Origin of the sequence: Pseudomonas azerbaijanoccidentalis, assembly GCF_019145495.1 — a bacterium.
Lineage (GTDB): Bacteria > Pseudomonadota > Gammaproteobacteria > Pseudomonadales > Pseudomonadaceae > Aquipseudomonas > Aquipseudomonas azerbaijanoccidentalis.
In genome coordinates, this window is sequence record NZ_JAHSTU010000008.1 from 174,119 (window position 1) to 191,785 (window position 17,667).

14 protein-coding genes are annotated in these 17,667 nt (G+C 58.8%); 4 read left to right on the forward strand and 10 right to left on the reverse strand.

The window, feature by feature from the left end:
- The first annotated feature begins 7 nt into the window (after positions 1 to 7).
- On the forward strand, positions 8 to 484 hold the full coding sequence (gene sulA, locus KVG88_RS23770) for an SOS-induced cell division inhibitor SulA (protein WP_150701107.1): 477 nt from the start codon (positions 8 to 10) through the stop codon (positions 482 to 484).
- A 92-nt stretch (positions 485 to 576) separates the two neighbouring features.
- Here sulA and KVG88_RS23775 read toward each other — a convergent pair whose 3' ends face one another.
- From KVG88_RS23775 to KVG88_RS23805, 7 genes are all read right to left on the reverse strand, one after another.
- Positions 577 to 810 (reverse strand): hypothetical protein, encoded by a 234-nt coding sequence (locus KVG88_RS23775; RefSeq protein WP_077047151.1) that lies wholly within the window; start codon positions 808 to 810, stop codon positions 577 to 579.
- Between the two features lie 94 nt (positions 811 to 904).
- Complete coding sequence (locus KVG88_RS23780) at positions 905 to 1,429, reverse strand: DUF6586 family protein (RefSeq protein WP_150701106.1); 525 nt, start codon at positions 1,427 to 1,429, stop codon at positions 905 to 907.
- Positions 1,430 to 1,585: 156 nt separating this feature from the next.
- Positions 1,586 to 4,213 carry a type I DNA topoisomerase gene (gene topA / locus KVG88_RS23785; protein WP_217872911.1) on the reverse strand — a complete coding sequence of 876 codons (2,628 nt, stop codon included), beginning with the start codon at positions 4,211 to 4,213 and terminating at the stop codon, positions 1,586 to 1,588.
- 114 nt (positions 4,214 to 4,327) lie between these two features.
- Positions 4,328 to 4,564, reverse strand: a complete 237-nt coding sequence (locus tag KVG88_RS23790; protein ID WP_007986363.1) for a DUF1653 domain-containing protein — start codon at positions 4,562 to 4,564, stop codon at positions 4,328 to 4,330.
- Between the two features lie 99 nt (positions 4,565 to 4,663).
- Positions 4,664 to 5,839, reverse strand: a complete 1,176-nt coding sequence (gene fadA / locus KVG88_RS23795; RefSeq protein ID WP_150701104.1) for an acetyl-CoA C-acyltransferase FadA — start codon at positions 5,837 to 5,839, stop codon at positions 4,664 to 4,666.
- Positions 5,840 to 5,868: 29 nt separating this feature from the next.
- Positions 5,869 to 8,016: a fatty acid oxidation complex subunit alpha FadB gene (gene fadB, locus KVG88_RS23800; protein ID WP_217872912.1), complete on the reverse strand. Its 2,148-nt coding sequence runs from the start codon at positions 8,014 to 8,016 to the stop codon at positions 5,869 to 5,871.
- 663 nt (positions 8,017 to 8,679) lie between these two features.
- Positions 8,680 to 9,117: a hypothetical protein gene (locus KVG88_RS23805; RefSeq protein WP_150701102.1), complete on the reverse strand. Its 438-nt coding sequence runs from the start codon at positions 9,115 to 9,117 to the stop codon at positions 8,680 to 8,682.
- 104 nt (positions 9,118 to 9,221) lie between these two features.
- Between KVG88_RS23805 and KVG88_RS23810 the strand changes: the two genes are divergently transcribed.
- On the forward strand, positions 9,222 to 9,662 hold the full coding sequence (locus tag KVG88_RS23810) for a universal stress protein (RefSeq protein WP_150701101.1): 441 nt from the start codon (positions 9,222 to 9,224) through the stop codon (positions 9,660 to 9,662).
- Between the two features lie 149 nt (positions 9,663 to 9,811).
- Here KVG88_RS23810 and KVG88_RS23815 read toward each other — a convergent pair whose 3' ends face one another.
- Entirely contained in the window at positions 9,812 to 11,728 is a 1,917-nt protein-coding gene (locus KVG88_RS23815; RefSeq protein WP_150701100.1) for an ATP-binding cassette domain-containing protein, read from the reverse strand.
- 213 nt (positions 11,729 to 11,941) lie between these two features.
- On the opposite strand from KVG88_RS23815, the gene KVG88_RS23820 reads away from it, so the two are divergent.
- On the forward strand, positions 11,942 to 13,870 hold the full coding sequence (locus KVG88_RS23820) for a transglycosylase SLT domain-containing protein (RefSeq protein WP_150701099.1): 1,929 nt from the start codon (positions 11,942 to 11,944) through the stop codon (positions 13,868 to 13,870).
- A 133-nt stretch (positions 13,871 to 14,003) separates the two neighbouring features.
- Here the strand turns inward: KVG88_RS23820 and KVG88_RS23825 are convergent, their stop codons facing one another.
- The gene (locus tag KVG88_RS23825) at positions 14,004 to 15,791 is read right to left on the reverse strand and encodes an ABC transporter transmembrane domain-containing protein (RefSeq protein WP_217872913.1); all 1,788 of its coding nucleotides are present in this window, start codon (positions 15,789 to 15,791) and stop codon (positions 14,004 to 14,006) included.
- A gap of 251 nt (positions 15,792 to 16,042) precedes the next feature.
- Between KVG88_RS23825 and KVG88_RS23830 the strand changes: the two genes are divergently transcribed.
- Positions 16,043 to 16,222 carry a PA1571 family protein gene (locus KVG88_RS23830; protein ID WP_150701097.1) on the forward strand — a complete coding sequence of 60 codons (180 nt, stop codon included), beginning with the start codon at positions 16,043 to 16,045 and terminating at the stop codon, positions 16,220 to 16,222.
- 161 nt (positions 16,223 to 16,383) lie between these two features.
- On the opposite strand, the gene pdxB is transcribed toward KVG88_RS23830, so the two are convergent.
- Complete coding sequence (gene pdxB / locus KVG88_RS23835) at positions 16,384 to 17,526, reverse strand: 4-phosphoerythronate dehydrogenase PdxB (RefSeq protein WP_217872914.1); 1,143 nt, start codon at positions 17,524 to 17,526, stop codon at positions 16,384 to 16,386.
- Positions 17,527 to 17,667: the final 141 nt, after the last annotated feature.

Sequence of the window (17,667 nt, forward strand, 5' to 3'; positions counted from 1 at the left end):
AGGCTTTATGCAGTTCCCACACACATCACAGCAAGCCCAATTGCCTCTGCTGTTCGAAGCGTTCATGGCGCAGCCGATGGCTCCAATTCTGAAAGAAGTGGTCGAGTCGCCGTGGAGCGCCGAACCCGAAGTCTTCAGTGAATTGTCTCTGCGTGGTGCAGCCGGGAACTGCCTGAACCTTCTGGCACCGATTCTCAGGGAGTTGAGCCAGGATCAGGATGCCCGCTGGCTGACGCTGATCGCCCCGCCTGCCAGCCTGACCCAGGCCTGGTTGCGAGACGCCGGACTCAACCGCGAACGCATCCTGCTGTTGCAACCACGGGGCAGCCAGAGTGCCCAGCAACTGACCTGCGAAGCCCTTCGTCTTGGTCGCAGTCATACGGTTGTCAGCTGGCTGAACCCGCTGAGTACAACGTCGAGACAACAGCTGATCAGCGCCGCCCGAACCGGGGACGCGCAAAGCTTGAATATTCGACTGGGTTAACGCGCAGGAGGCGCACACTTTATGTCGCGCCTAGCTTCTCCAAGGACAGAGAAGCCGATATGAATCGGTACTGGAAAAACCGACAGACGGGATCAGTGAAGGACCCGCGAGCCCTCTTCCTTGTCGAGTTCACCTTCAACCAGGCGCCCCGCCATCTGAACGCCGACACTCAACATCGCCTTGGCGACTTCAACGTGTTGGCCTTGCAGGAACGCTTTGGCGTCCTCGGAGAAATCCAAAGTAACCAGAGAACCCTCGTCCTCAGCCCTTCGCAGCTCGATACGGCCGTCTGGTAACTCGACAATTTCTAGAAAGGACGTTGGCATAAAGGTCTGTTCTCCACGAAAGGCGGGGATTATATAGGCATCAGCCAGGCTTCGCTCGGGATCTTGACCAGATGCCAGCCCAAAACTGTTTCTGTCAGCATTCGTTCAGGCCTTCGCGAAAGCGGATCGCCAATCCCTTGAGATTCTGACGCCAGCTCTCCAGCTCCTCACGACTCAGTTCATCAGGTGCTTCTTCTTCGTCGAGATTCACTGCCAGGATCAAAGGCTGAGTCACATCGCCCTTTGGTTTGTGTGGCGCGCGTGGCGGTTGAAACAGCGCTGCGTGGGCTGCCAGCAGCTTGGCCAGCCAGGTTTCCGGATTGTTGGCCAGCTCAACCATCTCAGCCATTTCAGGAATGGCGATACTGTCCAGGACTTCGCGAGTCAGTAACGACTCGGCCCGGGACGCATTGGCCTGAGGCAAGCGATAGAAACCGGCAATCTCATGGCACAACCCCAACAGCGCCCCGTACAGGTGAAACAACGCCGATTCGCGCCCCGCCTGAATCAGCGCCAGGGAGTTCATTGCCCGCCCCTCTTCTGCCTTGGCAAGAGCTTCCAGCGACAAGCCGGCGAAGTAAATTTTCTGATTGGTACGGGTATAGAGTTCGTGGGCCATGACGGCAGCCTCCACAACGAAATAAGTGCTTGATGCAGGTCGGACAGTGTCGTGGATCACCCGATCCGACCGCAAGCCCTCCTTTTTACAGGAGCAACAAAAAGGCCGCATGAAAACCCAAGGGTTGTCATGCGGCCTTTTCAGTACCGCGACGTTTTACGCCTTCGCAGCAGGACGCTTGTCTTCGACCTTCCACTTACCGCCGTCGTAGAACGCTTTCCAGCCAGTCGGCTTACCGTCGACTTCAGTCTGGACGTATTGCTCTTTGGTCTTGCGGCTATAGCGGATTACCGCAGGCAAGCCATCCGGATCTTTCTTCGGCGCTTCACAAAGGAAGTGGTACTTCGGATCGATCTCATCCTTGTGCGGGATGATTTCCATCACCAGCGGAGCACGGGTCTCGCGGTTTTTCGGGAACTGGCTGGCCGCCAGGAACAGACCGGACGCACCGTCGCGCAGGATGTAGGTGTCGTTGACCTTTTCGCATTTCAGCTCAGGCATCTTCACCGGGTCCATCTTCGGCGGCGCCGCGTCACCGCTCTTCAGCAGTTTGCGGGTGTTCTTGCAGGTCGGATTGGTGCAACCGAAGAACTTGCCAAATCGGCCGGTCTTGAGCTGCATCTCACTGCCACACTTGTCGCACTCCAGGCTCGGACCTTCGTAGCCTTTGATGCGATAGGTGCCCTCTTCGATTTCGTAGCCATCGCAATCCGGGTTGTTACCGCAGATGTGCAACTTGCGCTTCTCATCGAGCAGGTAGGCATCCATCGCCGTGCTGCAGATCGGGCAGCGATGCTTGCCACGCAGTACCAGCGATTCCGATTCACCCTCGTCGTCCGCAGCGATTTCGTCGCCCGGCACCAGGTTGACCGTGGCCTTGCAGCGCTCTTTCGGCGGCAGGCTGTAGCCCGAGCAACCAAGGAACACGCCGGTCGATGCAGTGCGAATCTGCATCGGACGACCGCAGGTGGTGCACGGAATGTCAGTCATGACGGGCTGGTTGGCACGCATGCCGTTTTCCGGACTTTCGGCTACTTCGAGTTTCTTCTTGAAGTCGCCGTAGAACTCGTCTAGCACGTTCTTCCAGTCGCGTTCGCCCTGGGCCACGTCATCGAGATTCTCTTCCATGCCGGCGGTGAAGCCGTAGTCCATCAGGTTGGAGAAGCTTTCCGCCAGACGCTCGGTGACGATGTCGCCCATCTTTTCCGAATAGAAACGACGGTTGTGCAGCGCCACATAGCCGCGGTCCTGGATCGTCGAAATGATCGCCGCGTAGGTCGAAGGACGACCGATGCCGCGTTTTTCCATTTCTTTTACCAGGCTGGCTTCCGAGTAACGCGCCGGCGGTTTGGTGAAGTGCTGGGTCGGATCAAGCTTGATCAGCTTCATCACGTCGCCCTGGGTCATGTCCGGCAGTACGTCGTCATCGCCCGGCTTGGCGATTTGCGGCATGACGCGGGTGTAACCGTCAAACTTGAGGATGCGGCCCTTGGCGCGCAATTCGAAGTCGCCAGCACCGACAGTCACGGTGGTCGACAGGTATTGCGCCGGCAACATCTGACAAGCGAGGAACTGGCGCCAGATCAGCTCGTAGAGGCGCTCAGCGTCGCGCTCCATGCCCGACAGCTTGCTTGGCTCGGTATTGGCGTCAGACGGACGAATCGCTTCGTGAGCCTCTTGTGCGCCTTCCTTGCTGCTGTAGACGTTCGGCGTTTCCGGCAGGTACTTCTTGCCGAACTCGCTTTCAATGTAGGTCCGCGCCATCGCCACGGCATCGGTCGACAGGTTGGTGGAGTCGGTACGCATGTATGTGATGTAGCCGGCTTCGTACAGCCGCTGGGCCATCATCATGGTTTTCTTCACGCCGAAGCCCAGGCGGTTGCTCGCCGCCTGTTGCAGGGTGGACGTGATGAAAGGTGCCGACGGCTTGCTGCTGGTCGGCTTGTCTTCGCGCTTGACGATGCTGTAGCTGGAAGCCTTGAGCTTCTCCAGCGCGGCCATGGCCTGGGCTTCGTTGAGCGGCTTGAAGGCTTCGCCTTTTTCGCGAGCGACATCGAAACGCACGGTGGCGCCTTTGGCGGTGCCAAGGTCGGCGTGAACTTCCCAGTATTCTTCAGGGATGAACGCACGGATTTCGCGCTCGCGCTCAACCACCAGCTTCACGGCAACCGATTGCACACGACCGGCGGACAGACCGCGAGCGATCTTGGCCCACAGCAGCGGCGATACCATGTAACCGACGACGCGGTCGAGGAAACGACGCGCCTGCTGGGCGTTGACGCGATCGATATCCAGCTCGCCGGGTTTCGAGAAGGCTTCCTGAATCGCCTTCTTGGTGATTTCGTTGAACACCACGCGCTTGTAGCGGGTGTCGTCACCACCGATGGCTTCGCGCAGGTGCCAGGCAATGGCTTCCCCCTCGCGATCCAAGTCGGTTGCGAGATAGATGGTGTCAGCATCCTTGGCGAGCCGGCGCAACTCTTCGATGACTTTTTCCTTGCCCGGAAGGATCTCGTACTTGGCTTTCCAGCCGTGATCGGGATCGACACCCATGCGAGCAACCAGCTGCTTGCGCGCCTTTTCTTTCGGCGACAAGGCCGGCGCTTCGCCCGCAGCAGCCTTGCCGCGCTTGGCGGCGGGCTCTTTGCTGGCGCTAGCCGAACCGCTGGTGGGCAGGTCTCGGATATGGCCGATACTCGACTTCACCACGTATTCGTTGCCCAAATACTTGTTGATGGTCTTGGCCTTAGCCGGGGATTCCACAATGACCAGCGATTTGCCCATGGATCAGAAAATTCCTGAATTCGAGAAGTGAAAGGCGGTTGGCGCCTGACGCGGCACCGCTATATATAGTGGCAACAAGGTGAGGTCAAGCGCAGGGTATTGCGCGAACTCAGCTTATGGCTTGGTAAAAAGGCTTTCTTCGGCCTGCACCAAAGCAAAGCGTGGCACCTGTTCGCCGTCAACCTCGACGGACTCCAGGAACATGCTCAAGGGACGCACCCAAAAGCCGTAATCGCCATACAGGGCTTGGTAGAAGACCACTTCTTCTTCGGTTTCCGAATGCCGCGCAACACTGAAAACGCGGTACTGCGGACCTTTGTAATGTTGGTAGAGCCCAGGTTGTATCGGCATGCTTTGGCCCTCACTCAAATTTTTTCAAAATAAAAACAAAAATAAATCCGGAAAAACAAAAACCGGGGCACTTGGCCCCGGCTTCCATCAACGAAACGCTTAAACGCGTTCGAAGACGGTGGAGATGCCTTGGCCGAGACCAATGCACATGGTGGCTACCCCGAGGTTGCCGCCATTTTGCTTCATCACGTTGAGCAAAGTGCCGGAGATACGCGCACCAGAGCAACCAAACGGGTGACCCAGGGCGATCGCGCCGCCGTGCAGGTTAACCTTCTCGTTCATCTTGTCGAGCACTTTCAAATCTTTCAGCACTGGCAAGGCCTGTGCGGCGAAAGCTTCGTTTAGCTCGAAGAAGTCGATGTCGGAGATGCTCAGACCCGCGCGCTTCAGTGCTTTTTGTGTGGCCGGTACTGGACCATAGCCCATGATCGCCGGGTCCACACCTGCCACTGCCATCGAGCGGATCACCGCCAGAGGCTGAATACCCAGGTCCTGTGCACGCTGCGCCGACATCACGATCATGCACGAAGCACCATCGGTGATCTGCGAAGAAGTACCGGCTGTCACGGTGCCGCCCTTCGGATTGAACGCTGGCTTGAGAGCCGCCAGGCTTTCCAGGGTGGTTTCCGGACGAATGGTTTCGTCGTAGTCGAAGGTTTTCAGGAAACCGTTCTCGTCGTAGCCCTGCATCGGGATGATTTCGTCTTTGAACTTGCCTTCCACGGTCGCCTTGTGGGCGAGTTGGTGGGAGCGCACGCCGAAAGCGTCCTGCTGCTCGCGAGTGATGCCGTGCATTTTGCCCAGCATTTCAGCGGTCAGGCCCATCATGCCCGAGGCTTTCGCCGCGTACAGCGACATGTGCGGGTTCGGATCGACACCGTGCATCATGCTCACGTGGCCCATGTGCTCGACGCCGCCGACGACGAATACGTCACCATTGCCGGTCATGATGGCTTGCGCTGCGGTGTGCAGGGCGCTCATCGACGAGCCACACAGACGGCTGACGGTCTGGCCGGCCGAGGTGTGCGGGATCTGCGTCATCAGCGACGCCATGCGTGCGATGTTCCAGCCCTGCTCCAGGGTCTGGTTTACGCAGCCCCAGATCACGTCTTCGACTTCGCTCGGGTCAACCTTGACGTTGCGTTCCAGCAGCTTGCTGATCAAGTGCGCCGACATGTCTTCGGCGCGGGTGTTGCGGTGCATGCCGCCCTTGGAGCGGCCCATCGGAGTACGACCGAAGTCGACAATCACGACGTCTCTAGGATTCAAGCTCATAAGTTCACTCTCACTCTAGTTGGGGGCGCTTAACCGAAGAAGCTCTGGCCGTTTTTGGCCATTTCGCGCAGCTTCGCGGTCGGGTGGTACAGCGCGCCCAAATCAGCGTACTGGTCAGCCAGGGCAACGAACTCTGCAACACCGATCGAGTCGATGTAGCGCAGCGCACCGCCACGGAATGGAGGGAAACCAATACCGTAGACCAGACCCATGTCGGCTTCGGCAGCGGTTTCGACGATGCCGTCTTCCAGGCAACGCACGGTTTCCAGGCACAGCGGGATCATCATCCAGTTGATGATGTCTTCGTCGGTGACTTCGCGCTGTTCAAAGACGATCGGCTTGAGCACTTCAAGCACCGATGGATCGGCGACTTTCTTCTGCTTGCCCTTCTTGTCGGTCTCGTAGGCGTAGAAACCCTTGCCGTTCTTCTGGCCCAGGCGCTTGGCTTCGTAGAGCACGTCGACGGCCGAACGACGGTCGTCTTTCATGCGGTCCGGGAAGCCTTCAGCCATCACGTCACGACCGTGGTGACCGGTGTCGATGCCGACCACGTCCATCAGGTATGCCGGGCCCATAGGCCAGCCGAATTTTTCCATGATCTTGTCGATACGGACGAAGTCCACACCGGCGCTGACCAGCTTGGCGAAACCGCCGAAGTACGGGAACAGTACGCGGTTGACCAGGAAGCCCGGGCAGTCGTTGACGACGATCGGGTTCTTGCCCATTTTCTTGGCGTAGGCAACGGTGGTGGCAACCGCCAGTTCACTGGACTTCTCGCCACGGATCACTTCAACCAGCGGCATCATGTGCACCGGGTTGAAGAAGTGCATGCCGACGAAGTTTTCCGGACGCTTGAGGGCTTTGGCCAGCAAGGTGATGGAAATGGTCGAGGTGTTCGAGGCGAGGATAGTGTCCTCTTTGACCTTGTCTTCGACTTCAGCCAGTACGGCTTGCTTGACCTTAGGGTTCTCGACGACGGCTTCAACCACCAGATCCACGTGACCGAAGTCGCCGTAGGACAGGGTTGGACGGATGCCGTTGAGCACTTCAGCCATTTTCGCGGCGGTCATGCGGCCTTTATCAACGCGGCCAACCAGCAGTTTGGCGGCTTCGGCCAGACCCTGTTCGATCCCGGCTTCATTGATGTCTTTCATCAGGATCGGCGTGCCTTTGGACGCCGACTGATAGGCGATACCGCCACCCATGATGCCCGCGCCGAGTACGGCAGCCTGCTTCACGTCTTTGGCGATTTCGTCGTAGGCCTTGGCTTTTTTCTTCAGTTCCTGATCGTTCAGGAACAAACCGATCAAGCTCTGCGCGGCAGAGGTCTTGGCCAGCTTCACGAAACCTGCAGCTTCGACTTCCAGTGCTTTGTCGCGACCGAAGTTCGCAGCTTTCTGGATGGTCTTGATCGCTTCAACCGGCGCCGGATAGTTCGGGCCAGCTTGACCGGCCACAAAACCTTTGGCGGTTTCGAAAGCCATCATTTGTTCGATGGCGTTCAGCTTCAGCTTTTCCAGTTTCGGCTGGCGCTTGGCCTTGTAATCGAACTCGCCGGAGATGGCGCGCTTGATCAGTTCCAGCGCAGCTTCCTGCAGCTTCTCAGGAGCAACCACGGCATCGACGGCGCCTACTTTCAGCGCGTCTTCAGGACGGTTTTCCTTGCCGGAGGCAATCCACTCGATAGCGTTGTCGGCACCGATCAGGCGCGGCAGACGCACGGTACCGCCGAAACCAGGGTAGATGCCCAGCTTGACTTCCGGCAGACCGATCTTGGCCTTGGTCGACATGACGCGGTAGTCCGCTGCCAGGCACATTTCCAGACCGCCACCCAATGCGATGCCGTTGATGGCAACCACCGTCGGGACGTTGAGGTCTTCGAAATCGCTGAAAATCTTGTTGGCTTCGAGGTTGCCTGCAACAAGCTCTGCATCCGGCAGCTTGAAGTTGTCGACAAATTCGGTGATGTCGGCGCCGACGATGAACACGTCCTTGCCACTGCTGCCGATCACACCCTTGATCGAAGCATCTGCCTTGATGGTGTCTACGGCCTGACGCAGTTCGTTCAGGGTTAGACGGTTGAACTTGTTGACGGACTCACCCTTGAGGTCGAACTTCAGTTCGACGATGCCACTTTCAAGAGCCTTAACCGTGATGGCTTTACCTTCGTAAATCATCAACTGATCTCCACGATATGGAAGCTGAACAGTACACGTCGGACGCAGGCGAATGGCTTGGCAGGGACGTCGATCGTCAATGCTACGCCAATCCACCCGGCACACCCGCCAACGCGATAGTCGGGATTCTGTAGGAGCGGTCTGAAATACAAACGCTCAATTCATACGCCCGTTTGATTTGGGTATGCCACCTTCACGGAATTTCCGACAATTGTCAATCGCCCAAAATGCGGGTTGAAACTCGACTTTGCAGTCATTTCCGTAACGCGAAGATCTCTAACACGCGGGTGCATGTACTGCCATTCATAGGATTAATCATTAGAAAAGTCGCCCTAATTCGCGGCAACCCGTGTTTAACGAGCTACGCTGGCGGGACCCGATAGAAAATTTTTTGAACGCATGGGTGAATACCCAGCGTAAGATCTGCGCAAACCGAATTACCGGCCTGCCTGGCCAACTCCGCCCGATGTTGATATCGGGCTTTTTATTGCCTGCGTTTTTGCGCTTTGTAGCAGCTGCCGAGCTTGCGAGGCTGCGTTCGGCGACGAAGTCGTCGCAAACCGTGAGCACGCGGTCGCGCCTTATACACCGAGGCGCCCGGTTTACGACTGCTGCGCAGCCGAACGCAGCCTCGCAAGCTCGGCAGCTGCTACAGATCGGTTTTTAGGAGAGTGCCTTGAGGGTGGCATCGATGTGTTGCAAAACTTCAGCTTCGCCCTTCTCGCCCCAATACAAAGCGATCATCTGCTTGTCGGCTTCGACCTTGTAGACGTTATCCGGCAATTTTTCGAAATGATTGAGCAGCGCCGGATCTTCACAAACTTCCTGCCATTGATTCACCCACACACCCGGCGTTTTCTGCCAGTAAATCCAGCATGCCGGCTGATTGCCGCGCCGTGGTCGGTGGTACTGTGCGCAAGGGTTTGGCGGCTCCTGGGCGAGCCAATGCGGCCACTCCTGGGGCGCCAATTGCATGGCCAGGCCGATGCGCCGCGCCTCCATGCGTAGGGCCATCCGGCCGCTCTGATGGCGTGAGGGTCGCAACCATGCCAGGGGGCTGAGAACCACCAGCAGGATTGACACCACTATCCAGACCGTCATATCTGTACTCCCGATTTTGAATGAGCGCATTGAGTCACTTTGGAACCAATGCGCTTGAAACCAGCCATACTTACCAATATTGCATCCCTCAGGAGGAGCACCTCATGCCCTACAACCATATTCTGGTCGCTGTAGATCTAACCGAAGAGTGCGACCCTGTAATCCATCGCGCTCGCGAGCTATCGGTGAGCAACGGTGCGAAGCTGTCCCTGGTGCACATTGTCGAACCAATGGCCATGGCCTTCGGCGGTGACGTCCCGATGGACCTGTCACAACTGCAACAACAGCAGTTCGATCAGGCCAAGGAGCGCCTTGAGCGGTTGATCCTGAAATATCCGGAGCTATCCAAGGAATACAGCCACCTGACTTACGGCCAGCCACGCCAGGAAATTCATCACCTGGCCAAGGAGCAAGGGTGCGACATGATCGTGGTGGGCAGCCATGGCCGACACGGCCTGGCGCTGCTGCTGGGTTCCACCGCCAACGATGTGCTGCACGGTGCACCTTGCGACGTGCTGGCGGTGCGACTGCAAAGCAAATCCTGACAGCACAAAAAAGCTGTAGGAGCTGCCGCAGTCTGCGATCCTTTGATGTTGATTTTCACAACAAGATCAAAAGATCGCAGCCTGCGGCAGCTCCTACGAAAAGCCCGGCGCTCATCACTGAGCGCCGGGCTTTTTCATAGCGGGATCAATCAGGCATCCAGCTCGGCCCAACGTTCGACCATCACGTCGAGTTCAGCCTGCAACTGCGACAGCTGAGCGATCACGGCGGCGGTTTCGGCCGCAGGACGCAGATAGAAACCGGAGTCCGCCATTTGCGCTTCCACGGCGGCGATCTGCTGCTCCATGGCTTCGATCTGGCCCGGCAACGCTTCCAGCTCGCGCTGCAACTTGTAGCTGAGCTTTTTCTTCGCGGGTGCTTCGACCACAGCCGCAACCGGCGCAGGCTCGGCCTTGACCACTGCCGAGTTCAGATCGGCCTTGCCGGATTTGCTCTCGGTCACACCCAGCAGGCGCGGCGAACCACCCTGACGCAGCCAGTCCTGGTAACCACCGACGTACTCGCGCACCTTGCCTTCACCTTCGAAGACCAGAGTGCTGGTGACCACGTTGTCGAGGAATGCCCGGTCGTGGCTGACCATCAGTACGGTGCCGTTGAAGGTCAGCAGGACCTCTTCGAGCAGTTCTAGGGTTTCAACGTCGAGGTCGTTGGTCGGTTCGTCGAGTACCAGCAGGTTCGCCGGCTTGCTGAACAACTTGGCCAGCAACAAACGGGCACGCTCGCCACCCGACAGCGCCTTGACCGGCGTGCGGGCACGCTGCGGGCTGAACAGGAAGTCACCCAGGTAGCTCAGCACATGGCGGCTCTGGCCGTCGATATCGATGAAGTCGCGACCTTCGGCGACGTTATCGATCACGGTTTTTTCCAAATCCAGTTGATGGCGCAACTGGTCGAAGTAGGCGACGTCGATCTTCGTGCCCTCTTCCACCTTGCCGCTGGTAGGTTGCAGGCCGCTGAGCATCAGTTTGAGCAGCGTGGTCTTGCCGGTACCGTTGGCGCCAAGCAGACCGATGCGGTCGCCGCGCTGCAAGACCATGGAGAAATCCTTGATCAGGAACGGGCCGCCCGGATGAGCAAAGCTCACGTTCTCGAGGACCATCACCTGCTTGCCGGACTTGTCGGCGGTTTCCAGCTGGATGTTGGCCTTGCCGGTGCGCTCGCGACGTTCGCTGCGTTCAACGCGCAACGCTTTCAACGCACGCACACGGCCTTCGTTACGGGTACGGCGAGCCTTGATGCCCTGGCGAATCCACACTTCTTCCTGGGCCAGACGCTTGTCGAACAGCGCGTTGGCGGTAGCCTCGGCTGCCAGTTCGGCTTCTTTATGCACAAGGAAACTGGCGTAGTCGCCGTTCCAGTCGATCAAGCCGCCACGATCCAGTTCGAGAATGCGGGTGGCGAGGTTTTGCAGGAAGGAACGGTCGTGCGTGATGAACAGCACGGCACCCTGGAAATCCTTCAGCGCCTCTTCGAGCCAGGCAATCGCACCGATGTCCAGGTGGTTGGTTGGTTCGTCGAGCAGCAGCAGGTCCGGTTCGGAAACCAGGGCCTGGGCCAGCAGGACGCGACGACGCCAGCCGCCGGACAACTCGGCGAGGGTCTTGTCGGCCGGCAATTGCAGGCGGCTGAGCGTGCTGTCGACGAGGGTCTGCAAGCGCCAGCCATCGCGGGCTTCGAGGTCGTGCTGGACGTGCATCAGCTTGTCCAGGTCCGCGTCGGTGACGATGTTCTGGCTCAGGTGGTGATACTCGGCGAGCAAGGCGCCGACACCGTCCAGGCCTTCAGCCACCACGTCGAACACGGTCCGCTCGTCGGCTACCGGCAATTCTTGCGGCAATTCGCCAATCTTGAGGCCGGGTGCGCGCCAAACCGAGCCGTCATCGGGCTTCTGGTCGCCCTTGACGAGCTTCATCATGCTGGACTTGCCAGTGCCGTTGCGGCCGATGATGCACACCCGCTCTCCACGGGCGATCTGCCAGGACACCTTGTCCAACAACGGCATAGCGCCGAAAGCAAGGGACACATCGCTGAATTTGAGCAGGGTCATGAGCTTCTCCAAAAACCGGGCGCGCATTCTACCTGAATCGAGGCTTCAGAAGGCCGGCAATTTCACTGTCGAAGCACTCTGCACAACAAATGTTGCGAACTGATGCAGACAGATCGGCAAAGCTTTCACCCGCTGCTGGCAAAAGGCTAAGCTACGGTTAATTCAGTGTGGGCATCGCCTGCACTTGTCATGTTTTTTCTGTCCGGACGTCTCATGCGCAGTCGCCTTTTCAATTTTTTGTCGTGTTTTTTACTGTCTGCCGCTGCCGTTCAATCCGCCCAGGCGGTAGACCTGTCCACCCAACGCCAGTATTACGATGAAGCCAAGCGCGCCCTGGCCAAGGGCGACACCGGCCCGTATTTCCGTTACAGCCAGGCATTGGCCGATTATCCGCTGGAGCCTTACCTGGCCTACGACGAGCTGACCGCACGCCTGAAAACCGCGAGCAATGCCGAAATCGAAAAGTTTCTTGCCGAGCATGGCGACCTGCCGCAAGCCAACTGGATGAAACTGCGCTGGTTGCGCTGGCTGGCCGATCGCGGCGACTGGGCGACCTTCGTCAAGTATTACGACCCCAAGATGAATTTCACCGAGCTGGACTGCCTGAACGCGCAGTACCAGATCACTCACAACCAGAAAGCCGAAGGATACGCCAACGCCAATAAACTCTGGCTCACCGGAAAATCCCAACCGGCGGCGTGTGATGCGCTGTTCGGCATTTGGGCCGCCGACGGCCAACTGACCGAACAGAAACGCTGGGAGCGCACCAAGCTCGCGGCCCAGGCGCGCAATTACCCACTGGCCAACAGTTTGACCAACGGCCTGACCACCCTCGCCCCTCGCGGGCGCTTGCTGGTGGATGTGGCGCAGAACCCGGAACTGTTGAATCAGCCATCGCGCTTCACCCCGGCCGACGAGCCGATGTCCGACGTGGTCAGCCTCGGCCTGCGCCGACTTGCCCGTCAAGACCCGGACAGGGCCATGAACCTGCTGGACGGGTACGCTAGCAGCATGCATTTCTCCCGGGATGAGAAAGTCGCGATCGCAAGGGAAATCGGGCTGACGCTCGCCAAGCGTTTCGACAGCCGTGCGCTGGACATGATGACCAAGTACGACCCGGAATTGCGCGACAACACCGTGTCCGAATGGCGTTTGCGCCTGCTGCTACGCCTGGCCCGCTGGGACGACGCCTACCAGTTGACCCGCCGCCTGCCGCAGGATCTCGCGACGACCAATCGCTGGCGTTATTGGCAGGCCCGCAGCCTGGAGCTGTCGCAACCACAAAGCCCGGAACCGCAGTCCCTCTACAAGAACCTCGCCCGCGAGCGTGACTTTTATGGATTCCTCGCGGCAGATCGTTCGCAATCTGCCTATTCGTTGAACAACAAACCGCTGGTGATGAGCCAGGCGCTGATCAATAAAGTGCGCAACACCCCCGGTGTACGCCGTGCGCTGGAATTCCATGCGCGCGGGCAAATCGTCGACGGTCGCCGCGAGTGGTATCACGTCAGCCGCCACTTCAGCCGTGACGAAATGGTTGCCCAGGCCAAGCTGGCCTACGACCTGAAATGGTATTTCCCGGCCATTCGCACGATCAGCCAGGCGCAGTATTGGGACGATCTGGATATACGTTTCCCGATGGCCCACCGCAACGCGTTGGTGCGTGAAGCGAAGAATCGCGGCTTGCACCCAAGCTGGGCGTTCGCCATTACCCGCCAGGAAAGCGCTTTCATGGATGACGCCCGTTCCGGCGTCGGCGCGTCGGGGCTGATGCAGTTGATGCCCGCCACGGCCAAGGAAACCGCCCGCAAGTTCAGCATTCCGTACGCTTCGCCGCAGCAACTGTTCGATCCGGACAAAAACATTCAGCTCGGCGCCGCCTACCTGAGCCAGGTGCACAGCCAGTTCAACGGCAACCGCGTCCTAGCCTCCGCCGCCTACAACGCCGGCCCGGGCCGCGTGCGCCAGTGGCTGCGCGGTGCCGACCACCTGAGCTTCGACGTGTGGGTGGAAAGCATCCCGTTCGACGAAACCCGCCAATACGTACAAAACGTGCTGTCGTACTCGGTGATCTACGGCCAGAAGCTCAACTCACCGCAGCCGATCGTGGATTGGCATGAGCGGTACTTCGACGATCAGTGATACCCCTTTAGAAGCTGCATTGGACTGCGATCTTTTAATCTTTCTTCAACAAAAATGCCCGCATCAATCGATGCGGGCATTTTTGATTCCTACGGAGAAGCGCAGATCAAAAGATCGCAGCCTGCGGCAGCTCCTACGGGTGAATATCAAGCTCAGCTTTGCCATCACTGAATTGCAACGCCGCCAACCGCGCATACAGCGCATTACTGGCGATGAGTTCTTGGTGCGTGCCTACCGCCACCAGTTTGCCTTGGTCCATCACGGCGATTCGGTCGGCGTTTTTCACGGTGGCCAGGCGATGGGCGATGACCAGGGTGGTGCGGTTTTTCATCAGGCTTGGCAGCGCTTGCTGAATCAGGTGTTCGCTTTGCGCGTCGAGGGCGCTGGTGGCTTCGTCGAGCAACAGCACTGGCGCATCCACCAGCAACGCCCGGGCAATGGCCAGACGCTGGCGCTGGCCGCCGGACAAGCCGAGGCCGCCATCGCCCAGGTGTGTCTGGTAGCCGTTGGGCATGGCTTCGATAAAGTCGTGGGCGTAGGCGATTTTTGCCGCCTCCTGGACTTCGGCAAGCGTTGCCGTCGGGTTGCCGTAGCGGATGTTCTCTTCGATGCTGCCGAAAAACAGCGCCGGGGTTTGCGAGACCAGCGCGAAGCAACGACGCAGGTCCAACGGATCGAGTTGGGTCAACGGCGTGCCATCAATCAGGATGCGCCCCTCGGCCGGGTCGTAGAAGCGCAGCAGCAGGTCATACACCGTCGACTTGCCAGCCCCCGAAGGCCCGACCAAAGCCAGGGTTTCGCCCGACCGGATGTTCAGGCTCAAGCCGTCAACGGCATAGCTTCCAGGACGCGACGGGTAGGAAAAGCGCACATCCTGAAGCACCAATTCGCCCTTTACGCGCTCGGGTAAGGCGACAACATCGGTGGCAGGCGGCTGGATGATGTTTTCCGAACGCAGCAATTCGGCGATCCGCTCCGCAGCACCGGCTGCGCGCTGCAATTCGCCGATCACTTCGCTCAAGGTGCCGAACGCGCTGCCAACGATCAGGCTGTAAAAAACGAACGCCGCCAGCTCACCCGCCGAAATGCGCCCGGCAATCACGTCCATGCCGCCCACCCAGAGCATGACCCCGACCGCCCCCAGTACCAACACGATCACCAGCGTAATCAGCCAGGCTCGCTGAAAGATGCGCTTGCGTGCGGTGTTGAATGCCTCCTCGACAGTGACGGCAAACCGCTGTTCGTCCTGAGACTGGTGGTTGTAGGCCTGCACGGTTTTGATTTGGCCGAGGGTCTCGGAGACATAACTGCCGATGTCGGCGATCCGATCCTGACTCAGGCGCGACAGGCTGCGCACGCGTCGGCCAAAAATCAGGATCGGCGCGATCACCAGTGGCAAGGCAACCACCACGATGCTGGTCAGCTTGGGGTTGGTGATGAACAGCAAAACGATTCCGCCGATCACCATCAACAGATTGCGTAAAAACAGTGACAGCGAAGAACCGATCACCGATTGCAGCAGCGTGGTATCGGCGGTCAGCCGCGACTGGATTTCCGAGCTGCGGTTGTTTTCGTAAAATCCGGGATGCAGGTAGATCAGATGGTTGAACACCTGCCGACGAATGTCGGCGACACAGCGCTCGCCAATCCACGACACCAGATAAAACCGGGCGAAGGTGCCGAGCGCCAGCCCCAACACCAACAACATGAAAACTCCGATGGACTGGTTGAGCAGATGCGGCGACTGAGTCATGAAGCCTTGATCCACCAACATGCGGATGCCCTGCCCCATGGACAGGGTGATGCCCGCGGTAACGATCAACGCCAATAAGGCACCGAGCGCATGCCAGCGATAAGGTGCAATGAAGCGGCTGGCCAGGCGAATGGCGCGGCGGTGGCGAACGGTGAGCATTGGCATCATCCAGGACGGGGCAATTGATAAAGGTGACCTACACCGATCAATGGGGTGGAACTTGGTAAATCACAATGAGTCAGGTTAATTATGACCACCAAGCCTAGATGCTAGACGCTATCGGTCTAAGGTCTGGGTGGCAACGCCGCGCTATTTCTGGTGGACTGTTATTGCCGTTCGGGAGTGATCGCAGGGAGTTGTCATAGCCTGGTCACCTGGCGGTTTTAAAGTAGGCACACAACCTGATGAGGAGACAGGCCATGTCCTTGCAAAACAGCAGCGATGACAAGATTCAAGTGATCCGTACGCAGCCAGACCAGTCTCTGGGTTGCTCGATTATTGATGAACAGGGCCGCGAAGTACCGATCACTGAAGACATGATCCAGCAAGCGTGCAGCGAGCTGGAAAAGCGATTGGTCAAGCCTGCCGAACAAGAGTGATGTAGCCACCGTCTTCTTGACCCGGCCCCTGATGGCCGGGTTTTTTATGCCAACAAGGCCTACATTGTTTGTGTAGGAGCTGCCGAAGGCTGCGATCTTTTGATTTTCAAGGGCAAGATCAAAAGATCGCAGCCTGCGGCAGCTCCCACTTAAGTGTAGGGTCAGACCGCTGTTGCACCCAGCGCCGCCACAATCCGCTGCAACTCAGGCGCATCACCGTCGATCCGCACCTGCAAGCCATCTATCTCCCGCCGGGACGGGTAGTTCTTGCGCAGCACATCAAACGCCGCCCGCTGTTCGCTCACACTGCCAACCAGGCTGCGGCGAAAATCCGCATCGTCGCGGCGCGGGTCGTACACGCCTCGGCACAACATCGCCAGCACCCAGGCCGGATCGCTGTGCGCGCTCAAGGTCACTTGCGATAACCAGGGCGCCGGCAAAAGATCACTCAAGCTGACCCGGGCCGGTTGCCCGAGGAAATCGCAATACGCCTGGTAGATCTGTGCGGTGCCGCGTTGTTTGCCATCGAGGCTGTAACCGGCAATGTGCGGCGTCGCCAGTACGCAGAGCTCGGCCAGGGCCACATCGACTTCCGGCTCGCCTTCCCAGACATCCAGCACCGCTTGCAAGTCTTCGCGTTCCAGCAACACATCGCGCAATGCAGCGTTGTTGACCACCGGACCGCGGCTGGCGTTGATCAGCCACGCGCCAGGCTTGAGCTGGTTCAAACGTTTTTTATCAAACAGATGCCAGGTCGACTGCGGTCCTTGTTTGGTCAGCGGCGTATGCAGGCTAATCACGTCGCAGTGCTCGATGATCTCCTCAAGGCTGACGTAATCCCCGCTCTCGGCGGCCTGACGCGGCGGGTCACAGACCAGCACCTTCCAACCCAGCCCTTGCAGGACCTTGACCAGTCGCCCGCCCACTTCACCGGCCCCGACCACGCCATAGGTGCGCTGGGTCAGATCGACGCCTTCGATTTCGGCCAGGGTCAACAGGCTGCCGAGCACATAATCGACCACACCCCGGGCATTACAGCCGGGCGCACTGGACCAGGTGATGCCGGCCTGCTGAAAGTAATCGAGGTCCAGGTGATCGGTGCCGATGGTGCAGGTGCCGACAAAACGCACCTTGCTGCCTTCAAGCAACGCGCGGTTGACGTTGGTCACTGAGCGCACCAGCAATACGTCAGCCTGTTCGACGGTGGCGCGGTCGATGGAGCGACCCGGCACCCGGCGGATTTCACCGAAACCTTCGAAGAAGGCATCGAGCAGGGGGATATTTTCGTCGGCAACAATCAGCATGGCAGGCTCCTTTGGCGGATCGGCAGTGTAGGCGGAGATGACGGTGAACAGCCAGCGAGCATTACACCTGACCCGCAGTAGCTGGCGAAGCCTGCGTTCGGCTGCGGTAGTCGTGAAGTTTGAGCCTGCGGTGCAGCAGAA